The organism is Nocardia sp. NPDC060259, from assembly GCF_042728775.1.
GTDB lineage: Bacteria > Actinomycetota > Actinomycetes > Mycobacteriales > Mycobacteriaceae > Nocardia.
Map to the genome: position 1 here is coordinate 1 of NZ_JBHXAY010000070.1, position 14,840 is coordinate 14,840.

Here is a 14,840-nt window from a genome sequence, read left to right on the forward strand (position 1 = left end):
ACCTGGAACAGGTGCTCGGCGGTCCTGGTGCGGATTTCGCGTTCCACGTCCTCGGCATTGCGGCCGACGGCGCGCTTGCCGAGTCCGGCGATGCGCCGCCCCGCGTAGGCGACGGGCACCGCGGCGAGCCGGGCGCTGCGGGCGACCTTGCCGGTGGGCGGATTACCGATCCGTGGATCATCGGGCGATTTCGCGCGGCGAGTGAACGGCATCACCCGGCCCTCTGCGTCTCGTCCGACCATGTCCACCTCGCTGTCCACCGACGCCCGCCACTGCTGTGGCCGCCCACCCGTCGGCTCAGTGCCTCGCAAGAGGCTACCAAGCGGGTGGGTGGGCCCGGTGGGCTTACGGCCTCTCAGCCGAGGGCGCCGAGCCCGGCCAGGGTGCGGTGGATCTCGGCGGTCCAGTCCTGCGCGGCCAGGCGCGAGTAGTCGACCCAGAACATCCCGATCCCGTCGCGGTCCTCCCGGAACCAGCCACCCTCGATATCGGCCTCGAGGACGACGCTCATGCCCTGCTCTGCGGCGACGAAGGTGAGCTCGAGCTGGTTGACCCGCGGGAAGTGGTGCGAGCGGCCGAACTCGATCTCCTGATAGAAGGGCAGCCGCTGCGGCGTCCGGGCGATCGTGCCCGCCTCCACATCGGTGCGGAGCAGCCCGAAACCCATGCGCCGCACGGCATCGAGCACGACGTGCTGAGCTGGCAGCGCCCCGATGCCGATCGGATCGGTGTCGGTGGCGTCGACGGCGCCGTGGATGTCGACGACGGTGCGCAGCGCGACCGCGGCGCCCGGCAGGTGGTGGCCGTCGAAGAAGGTGATCGGTGTCTCGAACGGAACCGGTGCGGCGAAACGCAATTCGGCCACCGTGCCCGCGATCAGGGTGAACGGCCCCGCGACGCCGACCCGGCCGAAGCCGAGGTCGGCGATCCGCTCCTCGCCGTCGGAGTACTCCCGCTCCACGCGGGTGACGAACTCGACCGCCACGTGCCCGATCGCCTGGTCGACGCGGCCGCCGCGCAACCGGATCACGCCGTCGACGAGTCCGCCGGGTTGCACGCCGGGGGTGAACAATTCGGTTTCGACCTCGGCGCCGCCGACACCGGCCGCGGCCAGCAATTGCTTGAACATGCGAGCAGTCTGGCCGACGGTCCTTATCGTTCGCTTGCCGGGCGCCAGTGCTGTGCGTCAGCTCGGTGCGCTGCGGCGCACCGGATTACGGGTCAGCTGGCGGCGGTGTCCGGGATGCGGGTGGCGTCGAGCTGGCGATCGGTGGGGGCGACGCCCTTCTTGAGGCTGTGCGCGTAGACGTCGACGTATTCCTGGCCGGTGAGGCGCATCAGCTCGTACATCACCTCGTCGGTGACGGCGCGCTCGACGAAACGGTTGCCGCTCATGCCCTCGTAGCGGGAGAAGTCCAGCGGCGCACCGAACTTGAGCACGACCTTGTGCCTGCGCCACTTGAACGGTCCGGGCGGGCTCACCTTGTCGGTGCCGATGACCGCGACGGGGATGACCGGGACGCCGGTCTCCAGGGCCAGGCGCGCCATGCCGGTCTTGCCCTTGTACAGACGACCGTCGGGGGAGCGAGTGCCCTCCGGGTACAGGCCGACCAGCATGCCCTTGTCGAGCAGCTTGCGGGCCGCGTTGAGCGCGTCCTCGGCGGCGGAGGCGCCGCTGCGGTCGATCGGGTACTGACCGGTGCCGCTGAAGAAGAACTTCTGCAGGCGGCCCTTGATGCCGGGGGTGGTGAAGTACTCGGCCTTGGCGAGGTAGCTGATCCGGCGCGGGCTCAGCAGCGGGGCGAACAGCCAGTCGGAGAACGAGAGATGGTTGCCCGCCATGATCGCCGGTCCGTCGGTGGGGACGTGCTCGACGCCCTCGACCACGGGTCGGTTGTATAGATGCATGAACGGTCCCGGGAAGACGAACTTGAGCAGCCAGTAGAACATGGCGTCCTTTCTTGGGACCGGGATCGTGGTGTGCAGCCTCGTCGGAAACCGACTTTACCGCTGGTCGCAGGTCACAACCAACCCAGGACGGTAGCCAAGTCACAGTGTTGTGACACTCATCTCCCGCTCCGGCCCGCGACCGGCGCGCCGACCGCCGCCCTGGCCAATTCCGCGGCGCCGATCATGCCGGCGGCCTCACCGAGCTGGGTGGTGCGCAGCCGCGCCAGCGGCCGGTGCCCTGCCCCGGTGACCGCCCTCGCGTAGTGCTCACGCGCCTCGTCGAGGAACAGCGGGGCCGAACTGCTCACGCCACCGGCGATCACGACCAGATCGGGATCGAAGATGTCGCTGACGAAGGCGAGGCCTAGCCCGAGCCAGCGCGCGAAATCGGCCATCACCCTGACCGCGAGCGGGTCGCCGTCCTGGGCGGCGCCCGCCACCCGGCGTCCGGTCAGCGAGCCGGGATCGTGGATCACGTCGCGGGCCAGCACCGAGCGCACCGGATCGGTCGCCAGCAGTTCGATCGCGGTGTCGGCCAGTGCCGTTCCGCTGCAGTAGCGCTCCCAGCAGCCGCGCTTGCCGCAGGCACAGGCCCGTCCGGCGGGCACCACCTGCAGGTGGCCGAGCTCGGGGGCGACGCCGTGACTGCCGCGGTAGAGCTGACCGTCGATGAGCAGGGCGGCGCCGATGCCGGTGCCGATGGCGACGAGGACCACGGTGTGCCCGCCCGCGGCGGCGCCGAAGTGGTATTCGGCCCAGCCCGCGGCATTGGCGTCGTGTTCCAGGATCACCGGCAGCCCGAGGCGCGCGGAGAGCCGTTGCGCGACCGGGGCATCCTGCCAGGGCAGATGCGGGGCGAACAGGACGGTCGAGCGGTCGTCGGAGATGAAGCCAGCGACCGCGAGGCCGACCGCGGCGATCGGATGCCTGCGTGCCAGCTCGCGCACCGAGCGGTCGATGGCGTCCTCGAGCGCGCGCGCCGAATGCGGGGTCGGGGCCTGCACGCTGTCGAGCACCTCACCCTCGGCGTCGACGACCGAGGCGCGGATGTTCGTGCCGCCGACGTCGATGCCGACGGTGAGCAGGTGTTGACGGTCGATCCGCTGGGTCATCCCCGGATCGTCACCGGAATGTCGACATAACGCGAGCGTGGCGCGCGGGTGGTACGCGGGCGATCGTCGCGGTGGTGGTCGGCGTCCTCGGTCGGTGCCGCGAATAGACCGGTGCCGGAGGGCGTTCCGGAATCGGCGGGGATATGCGGGCCCATCCCGGTCCCGGCCGGGGCGCCCTGCTGTCGTGGCGCCGCGTATTCGTCGACCCGGTGGGGGCGGGGAGTCGCGGACTGGTCGGTACGCGCGGAGCCCCAGCGCAGGCGCGACCGGCCCGCGGTGTCGGGGTGGTCGGGCTGTGGCGCGGTTCCGGCGGCTCGGTCGGCCGACGGAGCCACCGCGGGATCCGCGGGAGCCGACGGTTCGGCGGGGTGGTCCGGCGTGACGGGGTCACCGGCACCGTTGTGGACCCATGCCGCGTGCGAATCATGGTGTCCCGCAGCGTGTTCGGCCCATTCCGGGGGCATCACCGGCTCGACGGGGACACCGGCGAGCGCCTCGCGCAGCACAGTCACCATCGACGTCCCGTGGTCCGCGAGGGCGGCGACGACGTCGTGGTGGTCGCCGCGTACCAGGGCGGCGGCCGCGCAGACCGGGCACCAGGCGCAGCCGCCCAGATCGGCCTGGCCGTCGGCGGCGGTGCGGCGCAGCACCGGTTCGACTCTGGCCAGCAGCACTTCGGCCAGCAGCCGCAGCTCCTCGGTGAACTCGGCGAAACCGTCGGGGTGGCCGTGGCGGTCGGACTGCCTGTCACTGCTCATCTGCGGTGGCCTTCGTGTAGTTCGGATCGGCGGGCCACACCTGCGGATCGGGCCGGAAGCGGACCACGAGGTGACCGTCGTCGAGTTCGGCGCCCGCCACCGTGCAGCGTTGCAGCACCGGCGCGAGCCGTACGCGTGTGCGCACCCCGTCCGCTCCCACGATCAGATCGTCCTCCACTCGGCCCAGCCGCAAAGTGCCGGGATCGACAACCGGTAGCCGAATCCGCATCGCGTACACGGAGTCGACACCGGAACCCGACTCCCATCGAACCATCGGTTCGCCCGAATCCGCGCTCTGAGCGTGCGGGCCGGGCAGCGTGTCGACCGAATAGGAGAACGCGACCAGCGCGTTCACCCCCACCGGTTCGGCGCCCGCGTGCTGGGCGAGCAGGATCGGGACGTCGGTGAGCTGCTCGTGCAGCCGCGCGACCACCTCGAGTTGCTCGGCTCGGCGGTTGAGGTACCAGTGCACGGCCGGATGGGCGTTGTCGCCGGGCGGCGGGACCGGGGCAAGCACCTTGTTCACCACCACCGCGTCCAGGCGCAGGCCGAGCAGCGCTGCCGCCGAGCGCACCCGCCGCGCCTCGGCCACGGCGACCTGTTCGGGACCGGTGATCAGCCGCGCGCTGGTGCGGGTGCGGTCGGCGAGCAGATCGCGGACCTGGGTGACCGCGCCGACGATCCGCTCGACCGTGGCCGCCAGCACCGCCTTGCGCAGATCGAGGCCGATCGCGCTCATCGTGCGGGTATGCCGGGGCCACAGGCGCTCCACATAGTTGAGCAGGGTGTCCGGGGCGGTGAGGATGCGCAGCATGTCGGCCGAGGGCGGGCAGTCGACGACGATGACGTCCCAGTCGTCCTCCTCCGTGTACTGGGCGATCTCGACCAGCATCAGCAGTTCCTGCACGCCGGGCAGGCCGGTGAGTTCGGCCGGGTCGATGGCGGTCAGGTCGACGCCGTGGTCGTGCCCGCCGCCCTTGGCCAGCATCCGCACCACGTCACGGAAGCGGTCCTCGAGCAGGGCGAGGGAATCGATCTCGATCACCTCGAGCCCGGGCGCCACCCTGGCCACCCCGGCGACGGTGCCCGGATCGTGCGGGAAACGGAAGCCGAGCGCGTCGCCGAGCGAATGCGCCTGATCGAGCGAGGCGATCAGCACCCGCCGCCCGGCGCGGGCATAGCTCATGCCCGTCGCGCAGGCCAGCGTCGTCTTCCCGACACCGCCCTTGCCGACGAACAGTTCGACGCGGGTACCGCCCGGGGCGCTCAGCCCTCGACCCGCTTCTTCAGTTCCTTCAAGGCCGTATCGGTGATCACCTTCTCGGCCTTCCGCTTGAACATGCCGATCATCGGGATGTTCAAGTCGACGGTCAGCTCGTAGATCACCTCGGTGCTGCCGTCGGGCCCCTCGCGCAGTTCGTAGCTGCCGTCCTGGGCCTTCTGCAGGTCACCGCTGAGCAGCCGCCAGCTCACCGCGTTGCCGTCGGCGCGCCAGTTGTAGGACAGCACGTAGGTGTCCTTGACGACGCCCGCGTCGAGCACGAACCGCGCGGTCGCCGCCCTGCCCGCCGCGTCGGTGTCGAGCACCTCGACCGACTGAGCTGCCGCCACCCACTCCGGATAGGACTCCAGATCCGCGATGACGGCCATCACCTGCTCGGACGGCGCCTCGATGACAATCGATCTCTGGGTCCGGTCGGCCATGGCGGACAACGGTTCCTTTCGTGCGGGACGAGCAGTCGGTGCCGGTGGCGTCGTCAGGGCGCCGCGACGGCCGCCGGCGCGACGCCGGCGGGTCGACCGGCCTCGAGCCGGGCCTTCAGTTCGAACGACATGGTCTTGCCCGCGACCCGGCGGGCCCGGTTCGCCGCGGCCAGCGCGCGCGGCGACATCGGCTTGGCCGCGGTGGGTTCGGCGTGCAGGAAGTAGTGCAGGATCGCGCCGTCGGCGCAGGCCTCCAGCCATACCTCCATGGTGCCGGTCAGCGGGCCTGCCACCGTCCAGCGGATGCCCTTGTCGCCGCGGTCCTCGCGCACGTCGAGGCGCAGGTCGGGCCACCAGCGACGCCAGTTGTGCGTGGCGCTCAGCACGTCGGCGATCGCGGCGGGCGGCGCCGCGAGAAAGGTCTGATCTGCGACCTGGATACTGCTCACCTCGCTGAGCGTAGTGGACGCCACACCGGTACCGGCCGGGGTGTCACCGCAGCAGCGCCCGCAAGCGGGCGCCCTGCCGGTCCCAATGCCAGTTCCGCTCCACCCATGCGCGGCCCGCGGCGCCCATCGCGGCCGCTTTGTCGCGGTCGGTGAGCAGTTCGACGAGCGCGTCGCTGATCTGCTCGACCGAGCGTCCGTGCACGACCAGCCCGGTCTCGCCCTCCCGGACGGTCTCGGGCGCGCCGCCGGAGCTGCCGGCGACGACCGGAACCCCGGTCGCCGACGCCTCCAGGAAGACGATGCCGAGCCCCTCGACATCCAGGCCGGCGCCGCGGGTGCGGCACGGCATGGCGAAGACGTCGGCGATGGTGTGATGGGCGGCCAGCTCACCCGAGGGCACCCGGCCGGTGAACACGACACTGTCGGTGACGCCGAGCGCCTCGGCCAGCCCGCGCAACCGCGTCTCGTACGGTCCGCCGCCCGCGATCACCAGGACCGCACCGTCGACGCGTTCGCGCACCTCGTTCATGGCGACGATCAGCATGTCCTGGCCCTTGCGCGCGACCAGGCGCGACAGGCACAGCACCGTCGGCCGGTCGCCGAGGCCGTAGCGGGCGCGCAGTTCGGCGCGCGCGGCCGGGTCGGGCCGGAACTCGGCGGGGTCGACACCCGGCGGCAGGTACTCGAGCGCGGCCCGCGGGCCGAACGCCGAGGCGAACCGGCCGCGGGTGTACTTGCTGACATAGGTGACGACATCGGTGTTCTCGCCGATCGAGCGCAGCACCTGCCGCGCGCCCGGCAGCATCGACCAGCCGACCTCGTGGCCGTGGGTGCTGGCCAGAATGCGCTCGGCACCCGCGCGCCGCAGCATCGGCGCCATGGCGGCCAGCGGTGCGGCGGCGCCGAACCAGACGGTGTCGCAGTCGTGCTCGCGCAGCAGCGCGCCCGCCCGCTTGATCACGCCGGGGGTCGGCAGCATGAGCGTCGTCGGATGCCGAACGACGCGGAACTTCTGCGCGGCGTCGAACTTCTCGTGACTGTCACCACGCCAGCGCGGTGCGTAGACGACCAGGTCGTCGGGCGGCAGCTGATTCGCCAGCGCGTGCAGATACGACTGGATTCCACCCGGCCGAGGCGGGAAATCGTTGGTAACCAGCAGAGTTCGGGCCATAAGTGAACAACCTAATAGGTAAGCGTCGGTGGTCAGACGGCGCGGCCGCGCAGCCAGGCGCGCCAGCCGTCGAGCAGTTCGGCGCGCGAGGCGCCGAGCACGGCGGTGAACGCGGCGTCCTGGGCGGCGGGGGACTGTGGGCCGGTCGCGAGCCGTTTGTACAGCTCGGTGAGGGTGGCGGGGCCGTAGCGATCGGCGAGGAAAGCGCAAGTGCTCCAGGCGGATTCGTAGGCGTAGGCGGCGTCGGTCCCGGTGAAGTCGGCGTCGCCGATCAGCTCGGTGGGCAGGGCGCCCGCGCGCAGCCGGGTGGTGAGCGTCGGTGCTATCTGCGAGAAGGTGGTGCCCTGACCACGCTGGGCGACGTACTCGGCGTAGCCCTCGAGCATCCACAGCGGTGCGCCGTCGGTGGTGGCGCCCCTGGTCGCGACGTGGGTGAGCTCGTGCCGCAGCAGGGTCGCCAGACCCTCGTCACCGACCCGGCGGCGCGCGTCGGGATTGAACACGATCCGCTGGTCGGTGGGCCGCGTACCGGGCGCGTACGAGCCGGTGAGCGACACGGCGGCCACATCCGCGGTGGTCGTCGCGCCCGCGGCCCTGGTCAGGGCGGTGAACTCGGTGGGGGTTCCCGCGACGACGATCACCGGTGCGCGATTCCAGTCGACACCCCACGCGGCGCTCACATCGGCGATCGCCAGCTCGAGTTCGTGTTCGAGGACATCCAGATCGGCGCGATGACCCGGATGGGCCACCAGCAGCGCGTCGGCCTCGCCACCCGCGGCGACCCGGCGCACCAGGATCGGGCCGAACGGCTGTAGTTCGCGCCGCACCGGTGTCAGCCGGGGGTCGTCGATGCCCTCGGTGGTGTCGAGCACCTCGGCCTCGTCGGTGGCCAGCTGCAGCGGACCCGCGTTGCGCGGCACCAGGATCAGGGCCAGGCACGCCCCGGTCAGCAGGGTGACCGAGGCGAGCGTGAGGACGAATTCGAGGCGGCCGTTGGCCGAGAACCAGGAACGGAGGCCGGACGAGCGGCGCGACGGATCGGTCACCGTCGGCTCAGTATCGCCGGGCCGAGTGGTACGGGGTGGTGTTGATCGGCGCGACGGCCACCGGCACCCCGAAGGTGGAGGCGTGCACCATCATGCCGTTGCCCGCGTAGATACCGACGTGCGAGATCCCGGGATAGAACAGCACGACATCGCCGGGCTGCAGGTCGTCCTTGGCCACCGGGGTGCCGAAGTTCGCCTGCTGGGAGCTGGTGCGCGGCACGTTCTTGCCGACCTGCTTGAAGGCCCACTGCACGAGCCCGGAGCAGTCGAACTGGTCGGGGCCGGTGGCGCCCCAGACATACGGATCGCCGACGCGGGTCAGGGCCGCGGCCAGCGCGCTGGTGCCGCTGCCGGGGACCAGGCCCTGCAGCAGTGAGTCGCGATCGAATCCGGGCGGGAACGGCGAACCGGCCAGCGTCGACTTGTCCCTGGCCGAGAGCGCACCCCAGGCCTCGACGACCTGGGTGGTGGCCACGGTGAGGTCGTTGCGCTTGCGGTCGACGTCGGCGCGCACGGACTCCGCGGCCGCGGTCGCTGCGCGGGCGGTGTCGGCGGCGGCACGGGCGACGGACTCGGCGGCGGTCGCGCTGTCGGCGGCCTTCTTGAACTCGCGCACGCTCGCGGCGGTCTGCTGGGAGAGCACGTCGAGCATGGACATCTTGTCCAGCAGTTGCTGCGGCGAATTGCTCGACAGCACCGCGAACATGCGATCGGTGCGCGCGCCGGTGTAGGTGGCGATCGCGGTGCGATCGATCATCGGCTGGAACTTGCGCACCTCGGCGCGGGCGGCATCGGCGACGGCGGTGCTCGCGGCGAGCTTGTCGTCGGTTTCGCGCTGGACCGACAGCTTGGCGTCGAGGTCCTGCTGCGCGGTGAGCGATGCCTGATTGAGTGCCTCGGCCTGCCGGGACAGGTCGACCATCCTGGCGATCGCGTCGCCCGCGGTGCTCGGCAGGGCGACCGGATCGGCGAGGGAGGGGCCGGCGGCGTACGCGGCGCACACCAGGATCGCGGCGGACATGGCTCCGGCGATGCCTCGCGGCACGCGCGGATTCCGGTGGTGTGCAATCACAGTGCGCCGTGCCCCGTTCTCTCGTTGTCCGCCGCTACGGCGCCCTACCCGAACTGGATCCCCGCGTCCGGCGAGAAGGTCTCGATCAGGTTACGGAACCGCGTATGCCCGTGTCCAGTAGGCCACGGAGAGGTCACGGTGCGCCCTTCCCCGCGAACGACGCACCGTTCCTTCGATCAGAAGCGGCGAGCGCCCGCGAACGGCATCGAGGAGACCGGGGCGAGCTGCACCGGGGTGCCCGAGGTGGACGCGTGCACGACGTTGCCGTCGCCCGCGTACAGGCCCGAATGGCCGCCACCGTAGAACGACACCAGGTCGCCGGGGCGCAGGTCGTCGATCGAGACCGGGGTGCCCGCACCGAGCTGGGCGCCGCTGGTGCGCGGGAGCTCCATGCCGGCCTGACGGTAGGCCCACTGGACCAGACCCGAGCAGTCGAAGGCGTCCGGGCCCGCGGCACCGTAGACGTAGGGGGAGCCGACCTTGCTCAGCGCGGCGTCGAGCGCGATGTCCGCGGCGGTGGCACGCGGCGCGGTGAACACCGGCGGCGCGCCGGGGATCTCGATGCCGGGGACGCCCTGGGGGACCGGGATCTCGTTGGGCACCTCGAAGGTGCCGATTCCGGGAACGGTGACCGGCGTCGCCGACGCGGGAGCGGCCGGCAGGAGGAACGCGCCGATGGTGGCAGCGCCGACGGCTCCGGCGGCAACGGCTCGCTGCGCCTGACGCTTGACGGTGTTGGTCGCCATGATGCGGGTACTTCCAATCTGCCCCACGACGCCGTGTCCGTATGACGCGGCGGGCTTCATCCCGGTGCACCGTTTCCGGTCCGAGGGGACTCCGTGAGGTCTCAAAAAGGTTACGAAGACATCACGGTGGTTTGTAAAGTCGGACATCGGTCCGGGAAGCAAATTCCGCGATATCGGCCGACTTCGCCTGCGAGCTGCGTCACACCAATCACGAAACGATAACGCCAGGTCGTCTCTGTGGGCGTCCGGGCCGCTACCCGGCGCGTCGCCGCTGGGCTTCTTCGCGGCCTATTGGTCTACCCCTAGGGGTGAATCCCCAGGTCGTTTCCGCGCGTCGCGTTATTAACCGGTCGGTCGCCCAGTCGCACGCGCAGGCGGCGCGCCGCCCGTCCGAGCATGCTCAGATCGGTAATCACTCTTACCCGATGAAATTCGGCGCGGTCATGTGATTTCCAGCAAACTGTGAGCCCGGTCTCAATCGGGTCTGACCAAGGTCATTTTGTTCGCATCGGAACGAAAGTCTCGCGGCGAATCGCCGGCGGCGAGCATGTCGGCCCGGCGCCAGGGCACCGTCCCGGTGGATGGGACTCGGCGTTTACCGGTTCCGTCAATCCTGTTGCGGCGGTTAGGGTACGGCCGAATGTTCGCAGTTCGAAGGGGGGCGCGGGTGGCCGACGACCAGGTATTGACCGACTTGCTGACGATGGTGGAGCGCAGTCCGGGGGTCCTCGCGCTGCGCGTCTGCGTCATCGAGCTGTATCTCGACCGCGGTCGCTATGCCGACGCGCTGGCCCACTGCGGCGTCGCGCTCGGCCATCATCCGGGAAACGCGCAGGTCCTGGCCCTGATGACGCGCTGCACGAACGCACTGTCCGGCGGTTCACCGGCGCCCGCTCCGGAAGCCGGTCCGGCGCCGGAGTACGACTGGGCCGCCGCGGAGGATCAGGTCGGCGACATCATCGAACCGGCTTTCGTCGACGCCGCGCCCACCGAGTTCGTCACCGACGACGACGCCGCCACGATCGAGCGCCCGACCCTGCGCCTCGCCGATGTCGGCGGCATGGACGAGGTGAAGCGCCAGCTGGACCTGACCCTGCTCGCCCCGCTGCGCAATCCGGAACTCGCCAAGGCGTTCGGCACCTCCGCGCGCGGCGGCCTCCTGCTCTACGGCCCGCCCGGCTGCGGCAAGACCTTCCTCGCCTCGGCGGTCGCGGGCGAGCTCGGCGCCAACTTCTATCCGATCGAGATCGCGGACATCCTCGATATCTATACGGGCGCCAGCGAGCGCAATGTGCACAGCATCTTCGAGATGGCCCGCCGCAACGCGCCGTGCGTGCTGTTCCTCGACGAGGTCGACGCGCTCGGCCACAAGCGCAGCCAGATGCACGGCTCCTCGACCATGCGCACCGTGGTCAATCAGCTGCTCACCGAGATGGACTCGGCGACCCACAGCAACGAGGGCGTTTTCGTGCTCGGCGCGACCAACCATCCGTGGGATGTCGACGTCGCCCTGCGCAGGCCGGGCCGGTTCGACCGGATGATCTTCGTCGGCCTGCCCGACGAGCCCGCCCGCCGCTCGATCCTGCACTACAACCTGCGCGACCGCCCGGTGGCAGGCATCGACCTGGCCGCGCTGGCCGCGCACACCGAGGGACTCTCCGGCGCCGACCTCGCCCACGTGTGCACCTCGGCCACCCAGCTCGCGATGGCGGACTCCCTGCGCTCGGGGGAGGTGCGCCCGATCGGCATGGCCGACGTGAAGGCCGCGCTGGCCCAGATCCGGCCGAGCACCGGCGCCTGGTTCGAATCCGCCCGCAATGTGGTCGAATTCGCCAACGGCGACGGCAGCTATGACGAGCTGGCGATCTATCTCGAGCGAATGAAGCAGCGCTGAGCCGAGCGCGATGAGTGAACAACAACTCGACCGGGCCGCCACGCTGATCGACCTGGGCCGGTACGAGGCGGCGCGGGCCGAGCTGGCGCCGGTGCTGGCCGCCGACCCTGACAACAGCGATGCCCACGCCCAGCTGGCCTACAGCTGGCTGCGATCCGGTGCCGGCGCCACGGCCGCCGACTCGGCGCGCACCGCGCGGACCGTCGGGCACGGCGAGCGTGTCGGACCCTCGTCCTACGCTGCTCGCCGTGCCCGATCCCGTTCCGCTTCCGGCTGCCGCCCGTCAGCTGGCCTTCGACGAACTCGACACTCCGCTGTACGACACCACCTTCGTCGTCGTCGACCTGGAAACGACCGGGACCAGCCCGGACGGGGATTCGATCACCGAGATCGGGGCGGTGAAGGTGCGCGGGGGGGAAGTGCTGGGGGAGTTCGCGACCCTGGTGAATCCGGGGTTCGCGATCCCGCCCGCGATCGTGCAGATCACCGGGATCACCACGGCGATGGTGTACGAGGCGCCGCGGATCGAGGCGGTGCTGCCGGGCTTTCTCGAGTTCGCGGCGGGCGCGGTGCTGGTGGCGCACAATGCCCGCTTCGACACCGCGTTCCTCAAAGCCGCTGCGGCGCGCCAGGACATCGCCTGGCCCAACCCGCAGGTGCTGTGCACGGTGAAACTGGCGCGACGGGTGCTCACCCGGGACGAGGCGCCCTCGGCGCGCCTCGGGGTGCTCGCCCAGATCCTCGGTGCGTCGACCACCCCGACGCACCGCGCCCTCGACGACGCCCGCGCCACCGTCGACGTGCTGCACGCGCTGATCGGCCGGGTCGGCAACCAGGGTGTGCACAGCCTGACCGAACTGCTCGACTACCTGCCCGGCGTCACCGGAACCCAGCGGGCCAAGCGCACTTTCGCCGGCGATCTGCCGAGCGCGCCCGGGGTGTATCTGTTCCGCGGTCCGTCCGACGAAGTCCTCTATATAGGGACCGCGGTCAATCTGCGCCGCCGCGTCCGCAACTACTTCACCGGTTCGGAGACCCGCGGCCGGATGAAAGAGATGGTGGCACTGGCGATCCGGGTCGACCATGTGGTGTGCGCGCACGGCCTGGAAGCGGGCGTGCGCGAGCTGCGCTTGCTCGCCGCGCACGCGCCGCCGTATAACCGCCGCTCGAAGTTCCCCCGGCGCGGCTGGTGGCTGACGACAAGCGACGAGGCCTTTCCCAGGCTCGTCGCCGTGCGCACCCCGACCCGAACAGCACTGGGGCCGTTCGGTTCTCGCACCGACGCCGTCGACGTGGCCGCGACGATCGCCGAGTTCGCCGGACTGCGAACCTGCGCCACCCGCCTCACCCGCATGGCGAGACACACCTGCCCGCCCGCGGTGGTCGGCGGCTGCCCCGCGGCTCGCCCCGAGGCCGACCTGGACGCCACCGGTTACGCCCCGGCGGTCGACGCGGTACGCGACCTGTTCACCGGCCGCTCCGACGCACTGCTGCGCGCCATGCTCGACCGCATCGAAACCCATTCCGCCGCCGAACATTTCGAAGCGGCGGCGCGCCTGCGTGACCGCACCGCCACCGTCGTCACCATGCTGCATCGCACCCAGCGCCTCGCCGCGCTCGCCCGCATCCCGGAGCTGATCATCGCCCTGCCCGACGGCGCGGGCGGCTGGGAATTCTCGGTCATCCGCTACGGCCGCCTCGCCGCGGCGGGCACAGCCCAACGGGGCACCCCACCCATGGCGATCGTCGACCAGATCGTCGCGGCCGCCGAGACAGTGATCCCCGATCTGGGCGACGCGGCATCAGGCGAGCCACCTCCCGACGACGACATTCCGCCCCTGCGCGGCGCGCCGCCCGAAGAAGTCGGCGTCATCGCCCGCTGGCTCGCCAAACCCGGCGCCCGCATCGTCCGCACCAGCGAGGGCTACCGCGAACCACTGCACGGCGCGGCCCGCTGGCAGGGCTGGGCCCAGCTGGCGCGCACCGCCGCGACCACCGTCAGCGAGGAGGAGCAGTACCTGGCGCAACGGTGACCACCCGGCGGGAGGATCATGGAACCGCCTGTCACGTCCGGTGACAGCGGGAGAAAGGGCGAAGGCGCGAATGTTCGTGAAGGTGTGCGGCCTGACCACCGAGGAACAGATCGACTGGGCCGTCGAGCTCGGGTACTCGGCGATCGGCGTCATGGTCACGCCCAAGAGCAAGCGGTACCGCACCCCCGAGCAGGCTCGGGCCCTCGCCGGCTACGCGCGCGGCCGGATCACCACCTTCGCGGTCGCCCTGGAAGCGGCCGAGGTCGCCGAGGTGGCCGACGCGTTCGACGTCGTGCAGCTCTATCAGTGGGCCGACCTGCCGAACCTCGCCTTCTGCTCCTCGACCCCGCCCGCACCCGAGCAGACCAGCGAATACTTCTTCTACGACGCAAGCGCGGGCTCCGGGATCTTCGAGGAGTTCCCCGACTGGGTGCGCGCGCTGCCGGGCAAGGTCGTGCTGGCCGGTGGACTCGACGCCGACAATGTCGCCGACACCATCGCCCGCCACCGCCCCTACGGCGTCGACGTGTCCAGTTCGGTGGAATCGGCGCCCGGCGTGAAGAGCCGTGACCTGATGCGACGGTTCAAAGCGGCCACCGAGCAACCGGAAGTTCTAGGCTGATCCCATGATTACCGCGATCGTGCTGATCCAGGCCGAGAACTCTCGTATCCCCGAGACCGCGCAGGCGCTCGCCGACACCGCAGGAGTCGCCGAGGTGTACTCCTGCGCCGGTGACGTCGACCTGATCGCGATCGTGCGGGTCCGCGATCACGCGCGGATCGCCGACGTGGTCACCAGCGGCATCGACAAGGTGGAGGGCGTGGTCCGCACCACCACCCACATCGCCTTCAAGTCGTATTCGAGCGCCGACGTGGAAGCCGGATTCTCGCTGGGGGAGTAAGGC

The 14,840-nt window shown here is 70.8% G+C and carries 15 protein-coding genes and 1 pseudogene; 4 read left to right on the forward strand and 12 right to left on the reverse strand.

Going from position 1 to position 14,840, the window contains the following annotated elements:
- From ACFWF2_RS23000 to ACFWF2_RS23055, 12 genes and pseudogenes are all read right to left on the reverse strand, one after another.
- A pseudogene (locus ACFWF2_RS23000) lies at window positions 1-242 on the reverse strand (AarF/ABC1/UbiB kinase family protein); the annotation flags it as partial.
- Between the two features lie 113 nt (window positions 243-355).
- On the reverse strand, window positions 356-1,129 hold the full coding sequence (locus ACFWF2_RS23005) for a sporulation protein (protein WP_379309493.1): 774 nt from the start codon (window positions 1,127-1,129) through the stop codon (window positions 356-358).
- 92 nt (window positions 1,130-1,221) lie between these two features.
- Window positions 1,222-1,950, reverse strand: coding sequence for a lysophospholipid acyltransferase family protein (locus ACFWF2_RS23010; RefSeq protein ID WP_379309495.1), 729 nt, complete (start codon window positions 1,948-1,950; stop codon window positions 1,222-1,224).
- Between the two features lie 116 nt (window positions 1,951-2,066).
- Complete coding sequence (locus tag ACFWF2_RS23015) at window positions 2,067-3,062, reverse strand: ROK family protein (protein WP_379309496.1); 996 nt, start codon at window positions 3,060-3,062, stop codon at window positions 2,067-2,069.
- A complete protein-coding gene (locus ACFWF2_RS23020; RefSeq protein WP_379309497.1) occupies window positions 3,059-3,820 on the reverse strand; it encodes a hypothetical protein in 762 nt (253 codons plus the stop codon). The genes ACFWF2_RS23015 and ACFWF2_RS23020 overlap by 4 nt, the downstream gene beginning before the upstream one ends.
- Window positions 3,810-5,090 carry an ArsA family ATPase gene (locus ACFWF2_RS23025; RefSeq protein WP_379309527.1) on the reverse strand — a complete coding sequence of 427 codons (1,281 nt, stop codon included), beginning with the start codon at window positions 5,088-5,090 and terminating at the stop codon, window positions 3,810-3,812. The genes ACFWF2_RS23020 and ACFWF2_RS23025 overlap by 11 nt, the downstream gene beginning before the upstream one ends.
- Entirely contained in the window at window positions 5,087-5,524 is a 438-nt protein-coding gene (locus ACFWF2_RS23030) for an SRPBCC family protein (protein ID WP_379309499.1), read from the reverse strand. The genes ACFWF2_RS23025 and ACFWF2_RS23030 overlap by 4 nt, the downstream gene beginning before the upstream one ends.
- Before the next feature lie 53 nt (window positions 5,525-5,577).
- Window positions 5,578-5,973 carry a polyketide cyclase / dehydrase and lipid transport gene (locus ACFWF2_RS23035; protein WP_379309500.1) on the reverse strand — a complete coding sequence of 132 codons (396 nt, stop codon included), beginning with the start codon at window positions 5,971-5,973 and terminating at the stop codon, window positions 5,578-5,580.
- Window positions 5,974-6,016: 43 nt separating this feature from the next.
- Window positions 6,017-7,144, reverse strand: coding sequence for a glycosyltransferase family 4 protein (locus ACFWF2_RS23040; RefSeq protein WP_379309502.1), 1,128 nt, complete (start codon window positions 7,142-7,144; stop codon window positions 6,017-6,019).
- Between the two features lie 32 nt (window positions 7,145-7,176).
- The gene (locus ACFWF2_RS23045; RefSeq protein WP_379309503.1) at window positions 7,177-8,190 is read right to left on the reverse strand and encodes a hypothetical protein; all 1,014 of its coding nucleotides are present in this window, start codon (window positions 8,188-8,190) and stop codon (window positions 7,177-7,179) included.
- 7 nt (window positions 8,191-8,197) lie between these two features.
- Window positions 8,198-9,211, reverse strand: a complete 1,014-nt coding sequence (locus ACFWF2_RS23050) for an NlpC/P60 family protein (RefSeq protein WP_379309504.1) — start codon at window positions 9,209-9,211, stop codon at window positions 8,198-8,200.
- A 227-nt stretch (window positions 9,212-9,438) separates the two neighbouring features.
- Entirely contained in the window at window positions 9,439-10,008 is a 570-nt protein-coding gene (locus ACFWF2_RS23055; RefSeq protein ID WP_379309505.1) for a C40 family peptidase, read from the reverse strand.
- 667 nt (window positions 10,009-10,675) lie between these two features.
- Between ACFWF2_RS23055 and ACFWF2_RS23060 the strand changes: the two genes are divergently transcribed.
- The 4 genes from ACFWF2_RS23060 (at window position 10,676) to ACFWF2_RS23075 (ending at window position 14,837) form a co-directional block, all read left to right on the forward strand.
- Complete coding sequence (locus ACFWF2_RS23060; RefSeq protein ID WP_379309506.1) at window positions 10,676-11,902, forward strand: ATP-binding protein; 1,227 nt, start codon at window positions 10,676-10,678, stop codon at window positions 11,900-11,902.
- A gap of 248 nt (window positions 11,903-12,150) precedes the next feature.
- Complete coding sequence (locus tag ACFWF2_RS23065) at window positions 12,151-13,935, forward strand: DEDD exonuclease domain-containing protein (RefSeq protein WP_379309507.1); 1,785 nt, start codon at window positions 12,151-12,153, stop codon at window positions 13,933-13,935.
- A gap of 70 nt (window positions 13,936-14,005) precedes the next feature.
- Window positions 14,006-14,557: a hypothetical protein gene (locus ACFWF2_RS23070; RefSeq protein ID WP_379309508.1), complete on the forward strand. Its 552-nt coding sequence runs from the start codon at window positions 14,006-14,008 to the stop codon at window positions 14,555-14,557.
- Between the two features lie 4 nt (window positions 14,558-14,561).
- Entirely contained in the window at window positions 14,562-14,837 is a 276-nt protein-coding gene (locus tag ACFWF2_RS23075; RefSeq protein ID WP_379084093.1) for an Lrp/AsnC family transcriptional regulator, read from the forward strand.
- The last annotated feature ends 3 nt before the right edge of the window (window positions 14,838-14,840 follow it).